The organism is Pantoea sp. EKM21T (assembly GCF_011800405.1).
GTDB classification, from domain to species: domain Bacteria; phylum Pseudomonadota; class Gammaproteobacteria; order Enterobacterales; family Enterobacteriaceae; genus Pantoea; species Pantoea agglomerans.
Map to the genome: position 1 here is coordinate 14461 of NZ_JAALFV010000011.1, position 18604 is coordinate 33064.

20 protein-coding genes are annotated in these 18604 nt (G+C 56.8%); 6 read left to right on the plus strand and 14 right to left on the minus strand.

Annotation, left to right across the window (positions count from 1 at the left end; all coding sequences use genetic code 11):
* Nucleotides 1-203: 203 nt before the first annotated feature.
* On the plus strand, nt 204-701 hold the full coding sequence (locus HFD87_RS19450) for a CinA family protein (protein WP_010248900.1): 498 nt from the start codon (nt 204-206) through the stop codon (nt 699-701).
* Nucleotides 702-728: 27 nt separating this feature from the next.
* Here the strand turns inward: HFD87_RS19450 and HFD87_RS19455 are convergent, their stop codons facing one another.
* Complete coding sequence (locus HFD87_RS19455) at nt 729-1712, minus strand: MDR family oxidoreductase (protein ID WP_022623849.1); 984 nt, start codon at nt 1710-1712, stop codon at nt 729-731.
* A gap of 565 nt (nt 1713-2277) precedes the next feature.
* Here HFD87_RS19455 and HFD87_RS19460 point away from each other — a divergent pair.
* A complete protein-coding gene (locus HFD87_RS19460; RefSeq protein ID WP_022623848.1) occupies nt 2278-4431 on the plus strand; it encodes an ornithine decarboxylase in 2154 nt (717 codons plus the stop codon).
* A gap of 1404 nt (nt 4432-5835) precedes the next feature.
* Here the strand turns inward: HFD87_RS19460 and mltC are convergent.
* The 3 genes from mltC to mutY are packed head-to-tail and all read right to left on the minus strand — an operon-like array spanning nt 5836 to nt 8327.
* Nucleotides 5836-6915, minus strand: a complete 1080-nt coding sequence (mltC, locus tag HFD87_RS19465; protein ID WP_010248892.1) for a membrane-bound lytic murein transglycosylase MltC — start codon at nt 6913-6915, stop codon at nt 5836-5838.
* 54 nt (nt 6916-6969) lie between these two features.
* The gene (locus HFD87_RS19470) at nt 6970-7242 is read right to left on the minus strand and encodes an oxidative damage protection protein (RefSeq protein WP_003853409.1); all 273 of its coding nucleotides are present in this window, start codon (nt 7240-7242) and stop codon (nt 6970-6972) included.
* Entirely contained in the window at nt 7242-8327 is a 1086-nt protein-coding gene (mutY, locus tag HFD87_RS19475; RefSeq protein WP_167423822.1) for an A/G-specific adenine glycosylase, read from the minus strand. Before mutY ends, HFD87_RS19470 begins: the two co-directional genes overlap by 1 nt.
* Before the next feature lie 154 nt (nt 8328-8481).
* Here mutY and trmB point away from each other — a divergent pair, with 154 nt between their 5' ends.
* The 3 genes from trmB to HFD87_RS19490 all read left to right on the plus strand — a co-directional run bounded on the left by trmB (nt 8482) and on the right by HFD87_RS19490 (nt 10309).
* Nucleotides 8482-9201 carry a tRNA (guanosine(46)-N7)-methyltransferase TrmB gene (trmB, locus tag HFD87_RS19480; protein ID WP_010248887.1) on the plus strand — a complete coding sequence of 240 codons (720 nt, stop codon included), beginning with the start codon at nt 8482-8484 and terminating at the stop codon, nt 9199-9201.
* Complete coding sequence (locus HFD87_RS19485) at nt 9201-9527, plus strand: YggL family protein (protein WP_003853403.1); 327 nt, start codon at nt 9201-9203, stop codon at nt 9525-9527. The genes trmB and HFD87_RS19485 overlap by 1 nt, the downstream gene beginning before the upstream one ends.
* A gap of 65 nt (nt 9528-9592) precedes the next feature.
* The gene (locus HFD87_RS19490; RefSeq protein ID WP_010248885.1) at nt 9593-10309 is read left to right on the plus strand and encodes a DUF2884 domain-containing protein; all 717 of its coding nucleotides are present in this window, start codon (nt 9593-9595) and stop codon (nt 10307-10309) included.
* 36 nt (nt 10310-10345) lie between these two features.
* Here the strand turns inward: HFD87_RS19490 and hemW are convergent, their stop codons facing one another.
* Genes hemW through HFD87_RS19510 form a run of 4 tightly spaced genes read right to left on the minus strand, consistent with a single transcriptional unit; the run spans nt 10346 to nt 13367 of the window.
* Nucleotides 10346-11485, minus strand: a complete 1140-nt coding sequence (hemW, locus tag HFD87_RS19495; RefSeq protein ID WP_010248883.1) for a radical SAM family heme chaperone HemW — start codon at nt 11483-11485, stop codon at nt 10346-10348.
* Nucleotides 11478-12071, minus strand: a complete 594-nt coding sequence (locus HFD87_RS19500; RefSeq protein ID WP_010671072.1) for an XTP/dITP diphosphatase — start codon at nt 12069-12071, stop codon at nt 11478-11480. Before HFD87_RS19500 ends, hemW begins: the two co-directional genes overlap by 8 nt.
* Nucleotides 12072-12092: 21 nt before the next feature.
* On the minus strand, nt 12093-12647 hold the full coding sequence (locus HFD87_RS19505) for a YggT family protein (protein WP_010248879.1): 555 nt from the start codon (nt 12645-12647) through the stop codon (nt 12093-12095).
* A gap of 12 nt (nt 12648-12659) precedes the next feature.
* Nucleotides 12660-13367 (minus strand): YggS family pyridoxal phosphate-dependent enzyme, encoded by a 708-nt coding sequence (locus HFD87_RS19510; RefSeq protein WP_010671071.1) that lies wholly within the window; start codon nt 13365-13367, stop codon nt 12660-12662.
* A gap of 14 nt (nt 13368-13381) precedes the next feature.
* Here HFD87_RS19510 and HFD87_RS19515 point away from each other — a divergent pair, with 14 nt between their 5' ends.
* Nucleotides 13382-14377 carry a type IV pilus twitching motility protein PilT gene (locus tag HFD87_RS19515; protein ID WP_167423823.1) on the plus strand — a complete coding sequence of 332 codons (996 nt, stop codon included), beginning with the start codon at nt 13382-13384 and terminating at the stop codon, nt 14375-14377.
* Nucleotides 14378-14382: 5 nt separating this feature from the next.
* Here HFD87_RS19515 and ruvX read toward each other — a convergent pair whose 3' ends face one another.
* The 6 genes from ruvX to HFD87_RS19545 all read right to left on the minus strand — a co-directional run bounded on the left by ruvX (nt 14383) and on the right by HFD87_RS19545 (nt 18599).
* Entirely contained in the window at nt 14383-14802 is a 420-nt protein-coding gene (gene ruvX / locus HFD87_RS19520) for a Holliday junction resolvase RuvX (protein ID WP_003853387.1), read from the minus strand.
* Complete coding sequence (locus HFD87_RS19525; protein ID WP_010248870.1) at nt 14802-15365, minus strand: YqgE/AlgH family protein; 564 nt, start codon at nt 15363-15365, stop codon at nt 14802-14804. Before HFD87_RS19525 ends, ruvX begins: the two co-directional genes overlap by 1 nt.
* An 87-nt stretch (nt 15366-15452) precedes the next feature.
* Complete coding sequence (gshB, locus tag HFD87_RS19530; protein WP_010248868.1) at nt 15453-16397, minus strand: glutathione synthase; 945 nt, start codon at nt 16395-16397, stop codon at nt 15453-15455.
* A gap of 106 nt (nt 16398-16503) precedes the next feature.
* Nucleotides 16504-17235, minus strand: coding sequence for a 16S rRNA (uracil(1498)-N(3))-methyltransferase (gene rsmE, locus HFD87_RS19535; RefSeq protein ID WP_010248866.1), 732 nt, complete (start codon nt 17233-17235; stop codon nt 16504-16506).
* Nucleotides 17236-17305: 70 nt separating this feature from the next.
* On the minus strand, nt 17306-18010 hold the full coding sequence (gene endA / locus HFD87_RS19540; protein ID WP_060681026.1) for a deoxyribonuclease I: 705 nt from the start codon (nt 18008-18010) through the stop codon (nt 17306-17308).
* 76 nt (nt 18011-18086) lie between these two features.
* The gene (locus HFD87_RS19545) at nt 18087-18599 is read right to left on the minus strand and encodes a SprT family zinc-dependent metalloprotease (RefSeq protein WP_069026548.1); all 513 of its coding nucleotides are present in this window, start codon (nt 18597-18599) and stop codon (nt 18087-18089) included.
* Nucleotides 18600-18604: the final 5 nt, after the last annotated feature.

An 18604-nucleotide genomic window follows, 5' to 3' on the forward strand; every position in this document is an offset into this window, starting at 1 on the left:
AAACCACAGTACCGAACAAAGATTTAAAAAATGCTGACGCACAGCTCCCATCCTCTATTGCTGAGGGATAGAGGCGACGAGTAAAGTGACCGTTATTCTGCGGGTAAATCCGACCGTTTCGCTTTAAAAACATCGCCTTGCGCGGTTTTATTCGCTGATTTTGCGCTATACCTGGAGTTCCGGACAGATTCAAGGAGACCATAATGGCAAAATCATTAGATCAGACCGCTGAGCAACTGGGGAATATTTTACTCTCTTCCGGACTTCATCTGGCGACCGCCGAATCCTGTACCGCCGGGCTGATCAGCATGACGCTGGCCGCGGTGGAAAACAGCGGAGACTTTTATACCAGCGGCTTTGTCACCTACAGCGAAAATGCCAAAATCCGTCTGCTGGGGGTGCGCCCTGACACGCTGAAACAGCATACGGCGGTGAGCGAACAGACGGCGCGGGAGATGGTGCAGGGCGCCTGCGCCCGCTCCGGCGAGCCGGTCGGATTATCCATTACCGGCTATGCCGGACCGGATGGCGGCGAAGATGGTACACCGGCGGGCACCATCTGGTTTGGCTGGGTATTGCCCGACGGCAGAGACGAAGCGGAGTGCCATCAGTTCAGCGGCGATCCGAAATCGGTGATGGAGCAGGGGACACAGTTCGTGCTGGAAGGACTTATAAAACGGCTGCAGCGAGCCGATCGTTAAAGGCGCGAAACGCGCCTTTAAACAGGCTTAGCGGCAGTCGACAATCAGACGACCCTGCACTTTACCATCCAGCAATGCCTGCGCACCTTCTCTGGCTTCACTTAGCGGGATCACCCGGCTCAGCTTACTGAGCCGTTCGCTATCCATCAGCTCACCGAGTCGTTGCCACGCCTGCTGACGAAGCGGCTTCGGACACATCACGCTATCGACACCGGCCAGCGTAACGCCACGCAAAATAAAGGGTGCGACGCTGGCTGGCAGGTCGAGTCCCTGCGCCATACCACAGGCGGCAACCGCGCCGTCGCGCTGGGTGGCGGCCAGCACATTCGCCAGGGTGTAACTGCCGACGCTGTCTATCGCGGCGGCCCAGCGCTCTTTTGCCAGTGGCTTGCCGGGTTGGGAGAGTTCTTCACGGTCAATGACCGATGCCGCGCCCAGCGTTTCGATCAGATAGGTATGGTCGCTGGTGCGCCCGCTGGAAGCGATCACCTGATAACCCAGACGCGCCAGCAGGCTGACGCTATAGCTGCCGACGCCGCCACTGGCACCGGTTACCAGTACCGGCCCCTGTTCAGGTGTGATGCCCTGTTTTTCCAGCGCCATCACGCAGAGCATTGCGGTCAGTCCCGCCGTACCGATTGCCATGGTTTGCAGCGGACTCAGCGTGGCGGGCGGGCGCACCAGCCAGTCGCCGCTGACGCTGGCTTTCTGTGCCAGGCCGCCCCACTGTTTTTCGCCCACGCCCCAGCCCGTCAGCAGCGCCACATCATCCTCTTTCCAGTCGGGATGGCGGCTGGCCGTCACCCGGCCAACAAAATCGATACCTGGCACCATCGGGAACTGGCGCACAATCGGGCCTTTGTTACAGATAGCCAGGGCATCTTTGTAGTTCAGGGATGAGTAGCTGACGTCGAGCGTGACATCGTGGTCAGGCAGTTGAGATTCGGGGAGATCTTTCAGCAGGGAACGGTAACCTTGTTCGTCATTTTCAATGACCAGTGCCTTGAACATGCAGCCTCCGGCAGAGTGGGAAAGAGAAGATCAGTTTACGCCTGGCAGATGCAATGCGGTAGGGCAATGGCCCCGTCTCCCGGCAATGAAGACGATACGAGCGGAAAAACAGGCTGACAGCGGCAGTGAGTTAAGTGCATAAATCTGCATATAATTCAGATAATTAGTCGTATTGTGAATTTTTTATGATAAATAGACTATAAAAATCATGTTGTTACATGCGAATAGGGTGACTGAATAATTAACTGGTTCGGGTTGTCCATGCCTGAAAAAGATGACATTATGACCGCCACTTTTTGACCCTGCTTCTTTGCCACAGAGGACGTCGCCATGTCCGGTTCACCGCGCATCCGCCCGGATTACCGTTCGCTTTTTCCGGCGCTCACCGGGTTTTCCTCTTTTCCAATATCTCCGTTATTCACCATGCGGTGAGGCCAGCCGGGCAGCGGCTATGGATCTGCTCTCCACGGGCTGCGTAACGCCTTCTGACTGTTAAGTATTCGCCGGGGCACTGTCCCCATAATTGTGCCTCTGGCACTTCCTCCCTGACGTTAGGGATTCTGTTATGACTCCACTGAAAATTGCTGCCAGCGCCGCTGTGGCGCCCAGTCTGACCCTGAACACTGCGCGAGACGTGGTGACGCTGGATAACACCGACTTCACCGATGTGGCGGCAGTTGTCGTCTCGCTGGCGGATACCCGTAGCGGCGTGCTGGCGCTGCTGCGTCATACCGGCTTTAATCTGCCGGTGTTTGTCGCTAACGCGTTTGAAGAAGAGGTGATGCACCTGCCCGGCGTCAGCGGTGAGCTGAATGGCGATCCGCAGGAGTGGATCGCGCTGGAAGCGGCTGCGCAGGCGTATGAAGCGGCGCTGCTGCCCCCTTTCTTCGAGACGCTGACCCGCTATGTCGATATGCAGAACAGCACCTTTGCCTGTCCCGGACATCAGGGCGGTGCTTTCTTTAAAAAGCATCCGGCGGGCAAACAGTTTTATGACTTCTACGGCGAGAATGTTTTCCGCTCTGATATGTGCAATGCCGACGTCAAACTGGGCGATCTGCTGATCCACGAAGGCTCGGCCAAAGATGCGCAGAAGTATGCGGCAAAGGTGTTCAACGCCGATAAAACCTACTTTGTGCTCAACGGTACCTCAAGTGCCAACAAAGTGGTGACCAATGCGCTGCTGACGCGTGGCGATCTGGTGCTGTTCGACCGCAACAATCACAAGTCGAACCATCATGGTGCGCTGATTCAGGCGGGCGCGACCCCGGTTTATCTTGAAGCGACGCGCAATCCTTTCGGCTTTATTGGCGGCATTGACGCGCACTGTTTTGATGAGGCTTATCTGCGCGAGCAGATCGCGGCCGTGGCTCCGCAGCGCGCGGCTGAAGAGCGGCCTTTCCGTCTGGCGATCATCCAGCTGGGCACCTACGACGGCACGGTCTACAACGCGCGCCAGGTAGTGGATCGCATCGGCCATCTGTGTGATTACATCCTGTTTGATTCCGCGTGGCTCGGCTATGAGCAGTTCATTCCACTGATGGAAGGCTGTTCGCCGCTGACCCTGCAACTGAATGAGAACGATCCCGGCATTTTTGTCACGCAGTCAGTGCATAAGCAGCTGGCAGGTTTTTCGCAGACTTCGCAGATCCATAAAAAAGATAATCATATTCGCGGACAGCGCCGCTTCTGCCCGCATAAGCGACTGAATAACGCTTTTATGCTGCACGCATCCACCAGTCCGTTTTATCCGCTGTTTGCCGCGCTGGATATCAACGCCAGAATGCATCAGGGCGAAGCGGGGCGTCGCATGTGGGATGAGTGCGTCACGCTGGGTATTGAGGCGCGTAAAGCGATCCTGGATCGCTGTGAGATGATCCTGCCGTTTGTGCCGGAGACGGTAGATGGTCAGCGCTGGCAGGATGCGCCCACTGAGACGATCGCCCGCGATCTGCGCTACTTCAGCTTTGAACCGCAGGCGAAGTGGCACGGTTTCGCGGGTTATGCGCGCGATCAGTATCGGGTGGATCCCTGCAAGCTGCTGCTGACCACGCCGGGGATTGATGCGGCCAGCGGTGAGTATAGTGATTTCGGGATTCCGGCGACCATTCTGGCGAACTATCTGCGCGAAAACGGCATTGTGCCGGAGAAGTGCGATCTCAACTCAATCCTGTTCCTGCTGACCCCGGCAGAGAGTCCGGAGAAGATGGCCAATCTGGTGGCGATGCTGGCGCAGTTCGAGCAGCACGTCAAAGAGGATGCGCCTCTGGCCGAAGTGCTGCCGACCATTTACCGCAAAAATGCCGAACGCTATGCCGGGTATACCCTGCGTCGCCTCTGTCAGGAGATGCACGACCTTTACGTCAGTCACAACGTCAAGGATCTGCAGCGCCTGATGTTCCGCGCCGCGGAGTTCCCGCCTGTCAGGGTGAATCCGCAGGATGCGCATCAGGCTTATATTCGCGGCGAAGTGGAGCTGGTGCCGATAGCCGAAGCGCAAGGCCGGGTTGCCGCAGAAGGTGCACTGCCTTATCCACCGGGTGTGCTGTGCGTAGTACCAGGGGAAGTCTGGGGCGGCGCGGTGCAGCGTTACTTCCTGGCGCTGGAAGAGGGGCTTAATCTGCTGCCTGGCTTCTCGCCAGAGCTGCAGGGCGTTTACACCGAAGAGGATGACCAGGGACGGAAGTATCTGGTGGCCAATATGATAGTGGGGCGCTGATCTGAGCGTAGGCAGAGGCGGGTAGCGGCCCGCCTGCCTTTTTGTTCGCTGCGCGAACGGGGCTGAGAAGGTTTCGCCTGGCGGCGGTGTACGCTTTGCAGCGAGCTGGCACTTAATGGGTTTTCGCCTGGCAGCGGGCTACGCTTTGCAGCGGGTATGCACTGAGCAGGTTTTGCCTGGCAGGCCCTGGGTTCGCTGCGCGAACGGGCTGTGAGAGGTTTTCGTTCGCTTAGCAGCGTGCTAACACTGAGCGGGTTCCGCCCGCCAGGCGATGGGGAGTTTCAGGTTGCCTGAGCAGGCGGACGCGTCAAGGGGCGGACGCCCGCCCCTTAACAATCCCGGCGTCCGGCTGCCTCCGCGCCCCGCTGTGCGGGGTGCCTTCGTCACGCCCTGCGGCCGACGGACCGTCCGGACTCGCCATCCCTGGCTCGTGCCGTCCTTTCGCCGACGTCCTGTCGGCTCATCCTGGCCTGCGGTTGTTCCTCAGCGCTTCGGACGCCTCTGGGAAACCCCCGCCTGTGATTTCTTTATGTTTTCTTTGGTGCACAGTTGCCTGGTGGTCTGAAAGCCAGTCTCAATTCCTGAAGTTCACCGCAACAATCTTAGTTACCTGAAAACGAGATAACAGCGGGTAGGGTTGAATGCCATTCTGTGTGCTGAGCCGAAAGTCAGAGGCAATCCCAAAAAAATACAGTGATAAAGTACCCGACATAACAAGATGAGATAACAGCGGGTGGGTTGAATAACATTCGGTCTGCTGAGCCAAAAGTCAGAGGCAATCCCAAAAAAACTACAGCGAAAAAGCACTCAACATAAAAGCAGAAATAACAGCGGGCGAGTTGAATGCCATTCTGTTTGCTGAGCCGAAAGTCAGAGGCAATCCCAAACTCACAGCGACAGCGAACCCAATATAAGAAGAAAAGATAACAGCGAGGGGGTGGGGAGGCCGTCAGAGCCGCTGAGCGGATGAGGGATTTCAGGACGAGCGACAGGGATGTCGCGAAGAGGCGGGTTCGCGCCATGGATGGCGCGTCCCGCCGTTCCGTGAGAAATCCTGAAGAGGCGAAGGAACCGCGAAGCGGCGGTGAAGCAGGCCGGAGCCCGGGGTCAAGGGGGCGCGGCGACTGGCGCCCCCTTGTCGGTCGCCTGCAGAGGCGAATCTGAAACTGCCCGGCTAATCAGGCGAACGAAACCTTTTCATAGCCTGTTCGCGCAGCGAACAATCCCAGCTTCAGGCGCTTCACTCCTGACCGCCTGGCGGGCGGAACCCGCTCAGTGCATACCCGCGGCTAAGCGAACGAAACCTTCTCATAGCCTGTTCGCGCAGCGAACAATCCCAGCTTCAGGCGCTGCACCTAAGCCCGTTCGCGCAGCGAACACTCCCCCGCTTAAGCGCTGAGCCAATCAGAATCCCCGATAACTCTTCTGCGCGGTACTCACCTTATAAAGATAACGACGCGACTCCGCCGACGGATGCTGGTTCGCCAGGGTCGAATAAACCTTGCTCGGTGACATGCCGTTAATCATCGAAAACGCCCGATCTTTATCGCTGGAGAAGACGCGCAGCACGCTGCCTGCGCCGCCGTTATAGGCGGTGATCACCGCATAACGACGTGACACCGGATCCTGAATGCCGCCCAGATAGCTACGCTGCAACAGCGACAGATAAGCGGTACCCGCATCAATATTGTTCTCTGGATCCAGCAGGTAGCTGCGGCTCGGCTTGCCCCATTTACCCTTCATGCGGAACACGTCAACACCGGCAGTATGCTGCACCACCTGCATCAGACCCAGCGCATCAGAATGGCTCACGGCGTAGGGGTTAAAGCTCGACTCGGTCTGCATAATCGCCAGAATCAACGAGGCATCAACACCATACTGATCGGCGGCTTTACGCACCATCGGCAGGTATTTGTGCGCACGCTTATCCAGGTGGTTCGGCACCATCGGAATCGAAATGGTGTAAATCACATGCAGACCCGAGGTGCGGCGCTGCAATTTATTCTGAATCAGATAGTCAGCAAAGGCTTCCGCGCGACCCTGCCAGCGAATCGGCTGACCGGTATTATCCAGCACCTGCCCATACAGCAGCGGCTCTTTACTGATTTCAATATCGTTGGCGTCAGAGTAGAGATCGACATTACCCGGATCTTCGCCAATCAACAGGGTGGTCACGATTGCCTGACGCAGGCTGGCCATAGGATCGGTGCCAGAAATCGTCTCGATGGTCAGCTTACCGCTTTCAAAGTTAATGTGGCTGCGGGTGTAATAGTTGTCGCTATATTTGACGTAATCTTTGGGTCCGGCGATAAGGACCTCATTGATACCCCAGATATTCTCAATATTATGAGCAAACTGCCCCATCAGAATATCAAAGGCGTTGGTATCTTTTACCCACTCCTCGTGGGACTGCTGTTTCTTTGACCCGGAACAGGAAACCAAAAGTGGTGCTATCACCAGCAGGGCGATTAATTTTTTATTCATTGAGAATGCAAGCCTGACCTGGATAACCGGCCTCAGCGATGAGGCCCGGAATGTTTACGCTTCTGGCGGTGTATAGCCTTCGATATGAACGTCTTTACCTTCGAACAGGAAATTGATCATCTCCTTCTCCAGCACTTTACGATCTTCGGGATTCATCATGTTGAGCTTCTTCTCGTTGATCAACATGGTCTGTTTCGCCATCCACTTCTGCCAGGCTTCTTTGGAAATGTCGTTGTAAATGCGCTTACCCAGATCGCCCGGGTAGAGCTGAAAATCCTGTCCTTCCGCGTCGCGCTGTAAAAAAGTACAAAAAATAGTGCGGCTCATTATTCTTCCTCATTAATCTCACAACTGTTCAAAGCCAGTTGTCGGGGATGGCGCAGCTCGTGTAACAGGCGCTCAACGGGTGCGGCTAATCCCACAGATGGTGGCAGCGCTAAGTTATACCAGAGACCGCCTGCTTCATCCATCGCCGCCCCGACAGAAGGCCACGTCAGCCACATTGGCACGATATCGAGATGGAAATGGCTGAAGGTGTGACGGAACGCAGTAAGCTGCTGCGGTTTTGCATGGATGCCGCGGGCCGCCAGCCAGTCTGTCATCGCCGCTTCCGTTGTGAACTGCGGGAAGCAGAACAGGCCGCCCCACAAGCCCACAGGCGGGCGCTGCTCCAGCCAGACATCATCACCATCCTGCATCATCAGGAACCAGCCGCTGCGCTCTGGCAGCACCTGCTTAGGCTTCTTACCGGGATAGCTCGCCCAGCTGCTGCTGGCATACGCCTCACAACCGCTGTTCAGCGGGCAGATTTCGCACTTCGGCTTCGATCGGGTACAGACGATAGCACCCAGATCCATCATCGCCTGATTAAACTGGCTGACGCCCTCGGCGGGTGTGACCTCTTCGCTGATCTGCCAGAGCCGCTTTTCGACCTCTTTCTTACCCGGCCAGCCGCTGACAGCATAGCAACGGGCCAGCACGCGCTTGACGTTGCCATCCAGAATCGGGAAATGCTGCCCCAGTGACAGCGACAGGATCGCGCCCGCCGTGGAGCGGCCTACGCCGGGCAGGGCAGAGACATCATCGAAATTACGCGGGAACTCGCCCTGATGAACCTCGACAATCTGCTTTGCGGCTTTATGCAGATTACGCGCACGGGCGTAGTAGCCGAGGCCGGTCCAGAGATGTAACACCTCATCCAGCGGAGCCGTAGCCAGATCGGTAACCGTGGGGAAGCGCGCCATAAAGCGTTCAAAATAGGGAATAACCGTGGCAACCTGGGTTTGCTGTAGCATCACTTCGGAGAGCCACACCTTGTAAGGCGTTTTCTCCAGCTGCCACGGCAGGGTTTTGCGACCAAAGCGCTGATACCAGTCCAGCACCTGTTGCGCGAACTGCGGCGCTTGCATCATAAGAAGGAAATTTTCCGTGTTTACTCTACACTCAGGCAGGAATTCCAGCACATGCGCACCTGGGTGTAAACCGGAAGATTGCAAAGGCTTGCTTCTGCTTATGAACTTTGCATAATGCCCGTTTCCCGGAACAGGCTAACCAGCAGGCTTTTACATGATTAATGACGTCATCACCCCAGAATTTGATGAGAACGGGCGGCCATTACGCCGGATCCGCAGCTTTGTGCGCCGCCAGGGCCGCTTAACCAAAGGCCAGCAGCAGGCGCTGGACACCCTGTGGCCGGTCATGGGGGTGGAATATCAGCCGGAGCCTGTCGATCTGCCCGCGCTGTTTGGCCGCGAAGCCCCGGTGACGCTGGAAATTGGCTTTGGCATGGGTGCTTCGCTGGTAACGATGGCGCAGAACACGCCGCATCAGAACTTCCTGGGTATTGAAGTGCATGCGCCGGGCGTGGGTGCCTGTCTGGCCGCCGCCAAAGAAGCCGATGTGCAGAACCTTCGGGTGATGTGCCATGACGCGGTGGAAGTGCTGGAGAAGATGATTCCGGATAACTCGCTGCGCATGGTTCAGCTCTTCTTCCCCGATCCGTGGCATAAAGCGCGTCACAATAAACGCCGTATCGTCCAGGTGCCTTTTGCCGAGCTGGTGATGCGTAAACTGAAGCTGGGCGGCGTTTTCCACATGGCGACCGACTGGGAAGCCTACGCGGAGCATATGCTGGAAGTGATGAACAGCATCGATGGTTACCGCAACCAGTCAGAACAACAGAATTATGTGCCGCGTCCTGAGACGCGTCCACTGACCAAGTTTGAGCAGCGCGGGCAGCGTTTAGGCCACGGCGTATGGGATTTAATGTTTGAGAGGGTGAAATAATGGCCACACAACGCAGCCGTCGTTTACGTAAAAAACTGCACATCGATGAGTTTCAGGAACTGGGCTTCTCGGTTGCCTGGCGCTTCCCGGAAGGCACCAGCGAAAGCGAAATTGATGAGACGCTGAACCAGTTCATCAATGAAGCGATCGACCCTAACGGCCTGGCCTTCGATGGCAGCGGTTACCTGGTGTGGGAAGGTCTGGTTTGCCTGCAGAAAACCGGCAAATGCACCGATGAGCATCGTGCTCTGGTTCGTAAATGGCTGGAAGATCGCAAGCTGCAGGACGTTCAGATGACTGAACTCTTTGACGTCTGGTGGGACTAAGTCGTCACACAGTGTCGGGCTGAGGCCCGATCAAAGGGTTTCAGACCCGATCTTAGGGAGTAGATATGATGCGTAAAGCGCTTCTTGCTGTGCTGCTGGTAGCAGCAACCCAGGCTCAGGCTGCCTATGAATGCAGCGTTAAGCCGCAGGACGATGTGGTGATTAAGCCGCAGAGCGTGCAGGTGGTCGGTGCCAACGGCAATATGGAAATCTCGCCGCAGGGCGACGTGCAGTTCAATGGACAGAAGGTCACGCTCGATACGGCCGGACGCCAGAAAGCGATCGACTATCAGAACGCGCTGCGTCGCGATCTGCCGTGGATCGACAGCGGGGCGACATCACGTCTGGAGAAAGGGCGTGCGGCACTGGATCAGGTCATCGTTGAAAAACTGGGCACCGACAGCAACGTGCGTAATCGCCTGACCACGCTGAATGGTCAGCTGAAACAGCAGATGAACCGCATCATTGAACACCGTGAAGATGGGCTGACGTTCCACCATCAGGCGATTGATCAGGTTCGCGCCGAAGGTGAAAGGCTGGTGCAGTCGACGCTGGGCGGCGTGATGCAGGATAGCCTGAACGAGATGGGCAGTAAGCAGGGCAGCGGCGGCAGTAATCCGCTGCAGGCGATTATGGGTAATCTGGGCGGGTTGCAGCAGTCGATTCAGGCTGAGTGGAGCAAGCAGGAGCAGGATTTCCAGAACTTCGGTCACGAGGTGTGTAATCGCGTTATTTCGCTGGAAGATCAGCGTAAACAGCTTACCGGCGCACTGAAAAAATAGGTCAACGCCTCAGCCTGCCGGGCTGAGGCGCTTTTGTTACTCTTCCGCTAAGAACAGCTCCAGCAGCGAATTCAGGAACAGTTTCCCTTTCTCCGTAATCTGCCACTGCTCCGCGGTTTCAGTCACGTAACCAGCGGCAATCGCGGCATCCATCTGCGGACGGATCACCTGCTCTGATAAACCGGTATAGCGGCTGAACTCGTCGCGCGGCGCGGCTTCCAGCAGGCGAAAGCGGTTCATGAAATATTCAAACGGCTTGTCGCTATCGGCAACGTCATACTGCTTTTCGCGGTAGTTCCCCTGCATAAATCCACGCGGATGACGGGTTTTCACCGTGCGGACTATGCGGCCATCCGGTTGCGTCAGCTTGCCGTGTGCGCCACACCCAATCCCCAGATAGTCGCCAAAGCGCCAGTAATTGAGGTTGTGCTCACAGCGATAACCCGGCTTCGCGTAGGCAGAGGTCTCATACTGCTGATAACCGGCAGCCTGCAGCAGCTGATCGCCCTGTTCGAAAATATCCCATAGCGCATCATCATCCGGCAGCACCGGCGGGCGTGAGCCAAAAAGGGTGTTGGGTTCAATCGTGAGCTGATACCAGGAGAGATGCGGTGGATTAAGCGCAATCGCCTGACGTAAATCATCGAGCGCCTCTTCCAGCGACTGATCGGGCAGGCCATGCATCAGGTCAAGGTTAAAACTGCGCAGCGAGAGCGACTCGGCCAGTTCAGCGGCGCGGACCGCCTCTTCCGGGCCGTGAATGCGGCCAAGGCGCTGCAGCTTTTGCGGACTGAAACTCTGTACGCCAATCGAAATACGGTTGATACCGGCGCGCTGATAGGCGCTGAACCGGTCCGCTTCCACGGTGCCCGGATTGGCTTCCATGGTCACTTCCGCATCGGGCGAGAGCGTCAGACGCTCCCGCACACCATCCATCAGCATCTGCATCGCGCTGCTGCTCAGCAGGCTGGGCGTGCCGCCACCGATGAAGATCGTGCGCACTTCCCGGCCATTGATCAGCGGTAAATCGATCTCCAGATCGCGCAGCAGGTGCTGCACGTATTCAACGTGCGGCACCTCATCTTTCAGCGCGTGGGAGTTAAAATCACAGTAGGGACATTTCTGTACGCACCACGGAATGTGGATATAGAGACTTAACGGCGGCAGATTAGGCATTACGCATCGCTTCCAGCAACAGCGTCAATGCTTTACCCCGGTGAGAAACTGCACCTTTTTCCGCTTTACTCAGTTCGGCCGCGGTTTTACCCAGCGCCGGGACAAAGAAAATCGGGTCGTAACCAAAACCACCGGCACCAGCGGCGGCGCGGGTGATCTCACCCTGCCAGCTGCCGTGGAACACCAGCGGGGTCGGATCTTCCGCATGACGCAGATAGACCAGCACGCAGTGAAATTGTGCCTGGCGCTGACCGTCCGGCACGTTTTCCAGCGCCTGCAGCAGCTTCTCCAGGTTCTGTTGATCGCTGGCCTCTTCACCGGCGTAGCGCGCCGAGTAGATGCCGGGCGCGCCGCCCAGCGCATCCACGGCCAGGCCGGAATCATCGGCAATGGCCGGTAATCCGGTGATCTGTGCCGCGTGACGCGCCTTGAGAATCGCGTTCTCAATAAAGGTCAGGCCGGTCTCTTCCGCTGATTCAACACCAAGGTCGGTCTGTGCGACGATATCCAGACCAAAGGCGGAGAGTAACTCCGCCAGTTCACGCACTTTGCCGGGATTGCCGGTTGCGAGGACAACTTTTTGCATAACAGTTCCAGTTTGATTCATTTACAGCAGATACCAGAGACCCGGGAACAGGTCCATGCCGAGAAAGTTCAGGGCATACAGCACCAGGATGACGATCATCGCTGAGAAATCGATGCCGCCCATCGCAGGCAGAATACGGCGAACAGGTGCCATCATCGGCTCGGTTAACTGCACCAGCAGATAGTCGACAGGACCCCGGCCCTGGCTGATCCAGCTCATCAGGGAGCGAATAATAATCACCCAGAAGACCAGATAGCCGGCGGATTTAACCAGCGACAGCAGGCCGACCAGCAGATTGGTTGGGTCGACCGAGAAGACGCCCACCTGAATCAGCAATAAAATCGGGTATTTCAGCGTAGTCAGCACAAATGCCAGCAGCAGCGAGGCGGTATCTATCGGTCCCAGTGCCGGCAGTATACGGCGCAGCGGCTTAACAATCGGCTGTGTCACCTTTACGACAAACTGCGCCACTGGATTGTAAAAATCGCAGCGGGACCACTGCATCCAGATGCGTAACAGCAGCACCATGACGTAGAGATCGATCAGCGTTTTTACTAAAAACGTCAGTGTTAACATGAAGTTCCTCTGTTATTGTTGTGAGTTGTGCGCATAATCTCGTGCGCCAAAAATGGCGGTGCCGATACGCACCATCGTACTGCCTGCGGCGATTGCCGCCTCCATGTCATCGCTCATTCCCAGCGAAAGCGTGTCTGCATGCGGATAGTGTTGTTGCAGCTGCCGGAAGGCTTCCGCCATCTGCTGACACACCGCCAGCTGCCGCGCGTAATCACTCTCTGCTGCCGGAATCGCCATTAATCCGCGCAGCCGCAGTTGCGGCAGGGCAGCGATCTGTTCCGCCAGCCCGGAAACGGCCTCCAGCATGATGCCAGATTTGCTGTTCTCGTCACTGATATTTACCTGAATTAACACATTCAGCGGTGGCAGCGAAGCAGGCCGCTGATCGTTGAGCCGCTGCGCGATGCGCTGACGGTCAATGGTGTGACACCAGGCGAAATGTTCCGCCACCAGACGGCTTTTATTGGACTGCAGCGGGCCGATGAAGTGCCACTCCAGCTCAGGATGTGCGGCCAGTGCCTGGACCTTTTCAACCCCTTCCTGAACGTAATTTTCACCAAAGGCAATCTGGCCAGCGGCAAAGGCTTCTTCGACCGCGCTCGCAGGTTTGGTTTTACTGACTGCAAGCAGGGTAATTTCTTCTGGTGCGCGGCCGCAACTCGCGGCAGCAGCAGCGATTCGCTGCCGCACTTGCTGTAGGTTCTGCTGGATTGAGGTCATAGTCAGGAGAAATTATGAATCTGGATGAAATGGTGGGGCTTAGTGTAAAGCATAATGCCGCCGATCTGCACCTTTGCAGCGGACATTTGCCCTACTGGCGGCGTCAGGGAAGGCTGGAGGCGATGCCGCAGCAGTGCCCGCTTTCTGGCGCATGGATGGCGCAGTTTATGGCCCGCTGGCTAAGTGACCCGCAGCGTCAGGAGCTGGAGCGCGCAGGGCAGCTCGATTTCGCCCTGAGCCTGGCCGATGGTCAGCGTCTGCGCGCGAATCTCTTTATGCAGCGCAACGGCCTGTCACTGGCACTGCGCATCATCGCCACGGCATGCCCGACGCTGGAAAGCCTGCAACTGCCCGCCATTGTCCCGACGCTGCTGGAGCAGCAGGATGGGCTGATTCTGGTGACGGGTGCGACCGGCAGCGGTAAATCAACCACGCTGGCGGCGCTGGTCGATGCGCTGAACCGCCAGCAGGCGCGGCATATCATCACGCTGGAAGATCCGATTGAATTTATCCATCACAGCCAGCGGTCGCTGATACAGCAGCGGGAAATCGGCCTGCACTGCGGTTCGTTCTCGCTGGGAGTAAAGGCAGCACTGCGTGAAGATCCCGACGTTATACTGCTGGGCGAACTGCGTGACAGCGACACTATTCGTCAGGCACTGACAGCTGCGGAGACCGGCCATCTGGTGCTGGCGACGCTACACACGCGTGGCGCAGCGCAGGCGGTGGATCGGCTGGTTGATGTCTTTCCGGCAGAGGAGAAACAGCTGGTGCGTACTCAGCTGGCGGGAAGCCTGAAAGCGGTAATTGCACAGCGGCTGGTGCCGTCAGTTGCCGGTTCGCGCATCGGACTGTTTGAGGTACTGATCGCCACACCGGGCATCACCAATCTGATCAGAGAAGGCAAGATGCACCAGATCCCTGCGCTGTTACAAACCGGCGCACAGGCCGGTATGCAGACGTTTGAGCAGAGCAGGCTGGCGCGTCAGGCTGCCGGACTGATTGAGTGAGGATGTCAGTAATGGTTTTCGAACCAGTCCTGCAAAATGATGGCAGCAGACTGTGAGTCGACCGATCCTTTATTGAGCGCGCGATAGCCGCCGCGTTCAAACAGGCCAGCACGCGCTTCTACCGTGCTGAGTCGTTCATCCTGCAGCTCCACGCGGATGCCAAAGCGCCCGTGCAGGCGGTTGGCAAATTTACGTGCGCGATCGGTCAGCGGCTGCTCGGTGCCATCCATATTCAGCGGTAATCCCACCACCACGAAATCGGGCTGCCACTCTTTCAGCAGTTTTTCAATTACCAGCCAGTCCGGGATGCCATCCTGCGCTTTCAGGGCGGTCAGCGGACGGGCGCTGCCAGTGAGTTGCTGACCTACGGCGACACCAATACTTTTGGTGCCGAAGTCGAATCCTAACAGAGTTTGAGTTGACATCAGGCGTGTCCGGCGTCGCTGGCCATGTTGTGAATATCGACGCCAATACTGCGCGCCGCTTCGCGCCAGCGCTCTGAAATCGGCGTCTGGAACAGGATGTTGCTGTTAGCGGGCGTGGTCAGCCAGGCGTTTTCCATCAGCTCATTCTCCAGCTGATCTTTTTCCCAGGCGCAGTAACCCAGCGCTACCAGCACGTTAGTGGGCTGAGACGCCGTACCGATCGACTCCAGCACGTCACGGGACGTGGTGATGATCGTGTTATCGGAAACACGAATACTGGAGGTAAAGGTGCGTTGCGCGGAGTGCAGGATAAAGCCACGATCTTCCGCCAGCGGACCGCCGGTAAACACCGGTTTATCCAGCTTGATCGCCGGATCGCGATCGTCAGCAGAGATTTTGAGCTTCTTCAGAATGCCTTCAACCGTCAGGTTTTCCATGGGTTTATTGATGATCAGTCCCATTGCACCCTCTTCGTTATGTTCGCAGAGATAGACTACGGAACGTTTGAAGAAAGGATCCTGCAATGAAGGCATGGCAATCAAAAAGTGATGTTGTAAATTCATTCTCACACGATGTACCAAAAAAATAACCGGCACGCGACGGCCGCACCGGTATTGGGTTGATCACGGAGCTTCGCCCCGGCGTCATGCTCAGCCCAGGCGCTTCTCAATGGCATCCATCAACATGCCGGTGATGGAGATCGGGAACGCAGCCTCAATTTCACGAATGCAGGTTGGGCTGGTCACGTTAACTTCAGTCAGTTTATCACCGATGATGTCCAGACCGACAAAAATCAGCCCTTTTGCTTTCAGCGTCGGACCAACACGGCGCGCGATTTCCCAGTCGCTTTCGCTCAGCGGACGCGCTTCACCGCGACCACCGGCGGCGAGGTTACCACGCGTTTCACCGCCCTGAGGGATACGCGCCAGGCAGTAAGGCACCGGCTCGCCATCGACGACCAGCACGCGTTTGTCACCCTCGGTGATCGCCGCAATATAATTCTGCGCCATGCAGAAACGGCTCTCATGCTCGGTCAGGGTTTCGGTAATCACGCCAAAGTTAGGATCATCTTTCTTCACGCGGAAAATCGACGCACCACCCATGCCATCCAGCGGCTTCATGATGATGTCGCCATGCTCCTGCCAGAAAGCGCGCAGCTGCGCTTTGCTGCGGGTCACCAGAGTGTCAGGCGTAAACTCGGCAAACCAGGCGGTGTAGAGCTTTTCGTTACAGTCACGCAGGCTCTGCGGTTTGTTCACGATCAGCGTACCCAGCTCTTCAGCGCGCTCCAGAATATAGGTCGCATAGATGAACTCGGTATCGAATGGCGGATCTTTGCGCATCAGCACCACATTCAGGTCAGCCAGCGGGATCACCTGCTCGCTGCCGAACTGATACCAGTTCTCAGGGTTCTGCTCGACGGTCAGCAGGCGGGTGCGGGCCGAGGCCACGCCACCGCGCAGTGAGAGATCGTGCATCTCCATGTAGTGAATTTCATAACCACGGCGCTGTGCTTCCAGCAGCATAGCGAAGCTGGAGTCTTTTTTAATATTGATGGACGAAATAGGGTCCATCACGATGCCAAGTTTAATCATTATTATCTCCTCGGTGAGGCGGCATTTACCGCCTCGTCTGGTTCGGTCTGCAGTGGGCCGATCGGTCAGGACATCATGCCTGCTCTCTTTCCGCTGAAAGTATCGCTTAACCCAGGTCGCCAAACCTCACCTGAAGTGCCGTAATGGCCGTCAGCGCGGTAGTTTCGGTACGCAATACCCGTGGGCCAAGCAGAATGTCAGTAAAATCGTGCTGCGCCGTCATCGCAATCTCGTCCGCAGACAAACCGCCTTCAGGGCCAATCAGCAACCTTACCCGCTCAACAGGCTGTGGCAGCGTGTTGATGCTGTGGCTGGCGCGCGGATGCAGATTAAGCTTCAGACCGCTATCCGCTTCTGCACACCAGGCTTCCAGCGTCATCGCTTCACGAATCTCCGGCACGCGATTACGGCCGCACTGCTCGCAGGCGGCAATAGCAATTTTCTGCCACTGCTGGATCTTCTTCGCCAGACGCTCAGCATCAAGCTTTACGCCACAGCGCTCGGAAAACAAGGGTGTAATGACATTCACGCCCAGTTCGATCGATTTCTGGATAGTGAATTCCATTTTTTCACCGCGCGACATCACCTGACCTAAATGCAGATGTAACGGTGACTCGCGATCGTCCGGCTGGCTCTCTGTGACCGATACTTTTACACGCTTTTTATCTACATGCGTGATCTCTGCTGCAAAAGTCAGATTAGTGCCATCAAAGAGTTCCAGACGCTGACCTGCCGTCATCCGGAGCACCCGGCCCACATGATTGGATGCATCTTCATCCAGGGTAATTTCACTGCCGATGCTTAATGGACCGGCGTGATAGATGCGAGGTATGCGCATAAGGTTCCTGAGACCGGACGCCGCGCTGCAGCGGCGTCATTGGAAAAAGAGCTAGTGTAGGGCAGGGATTTTAGCGCTGGCAAGCCTGCTGCACATAAGGATTGTGATTGCCCTGAACCTTTGCAATGCGCTGGTCGCGTTCGCACTCCCAAACTGATACGGGATAGAGCTTGTTCCAGGCGGTAAACAGCTGCGTCTGCTGGCGCGAAATACGCAGATGATACTGGTCGCGCATATAGAAATAGGTGCGGGCAATGGCACCACGCGCCCGCGCAGGTGGCTCCGCCTGTTTGAGTTTAAAGTCGATCTTCATCTCACACTGGCCGTACTGCTGCTCGCTGCCGTTCCATTGACTGTAGGCGAAGTTGCCACGGTCGCCATTCACTTCACCCACCGCAGGCTGCAGGTTGTGCAGGTCGGTTTCGATGCGACGGTAGTCGGGATCTTTGCTGCAGTTTTTACGACCGCCATCCTGCCAGCACTGGCGCTGATGACCAAACTCCCAGGCCGGCATCACATGTTCCCACTCAATGCGTGCGGCGCGATTGGCGTTTTTGCGCACCTGATAGCCACAGCTGTTGAGATCGGGAATCCCCTTTTTTCCCTGCCACTGAATCTTACAGCCACAGTAAAAAGAACCCGGTGCATCGGCGTTGATCGCCGCCGCAAAGGTTTTGGCCTGCTGAAAGTTATTTTGATGATAGTTATTCAGGTTGAGGGCGTCAGCGGCGGGCGCAAACAGCAGCGCAACCGCCAGACTTAGTATGCGAGACATATTCCAGATTTCTACTCAGTACGAAAAAGGGCGGCAGGGTAACAGAATGTGGAATAGGGCGGAATGGGGATTCTTCTCAGGACGCGACAAATTCACCCGCGGTCAGCAGGCTGCCACAGTGCACGCAGCGATATTCACTCTCTTTGCGCAGTATACGATTGTGGCGGCGCACGGTCAGCTGATGCTGCTGGCACTGACAGCGGTAAGCAAAGGTGTTGCTGCGCACGGATGCGATCTCAAACTGGTGAGTACGCCGTGCCGGAACGCCCAGCACCTGCTCCATCATCCACTTCCACTCTTTGCCGTGCGGCGCAACGCGACCAAATTGCTTCCAGACCAGCAGATGCGCCAGCTCATGCGGCACTACTTCATCGATAAATGCCTGCTGGTTTTCCAGCAGCAGCACAGGATTGATGCGAATTTCCCAGGACGCCAGCCAGGCGGTGCCCGCCGCCGTACCACGCTGCTGGTAGAGCAGCTTCGGTTCCGGATAACGGGTTTTCAGCGCCTGATTCGCACGTTCAAGCGACTGGCGCAGCGAGCGCATTACGGCCTGCTGCAGGGCAATGGGGAGACGAGGCGTTTTCATGGCGC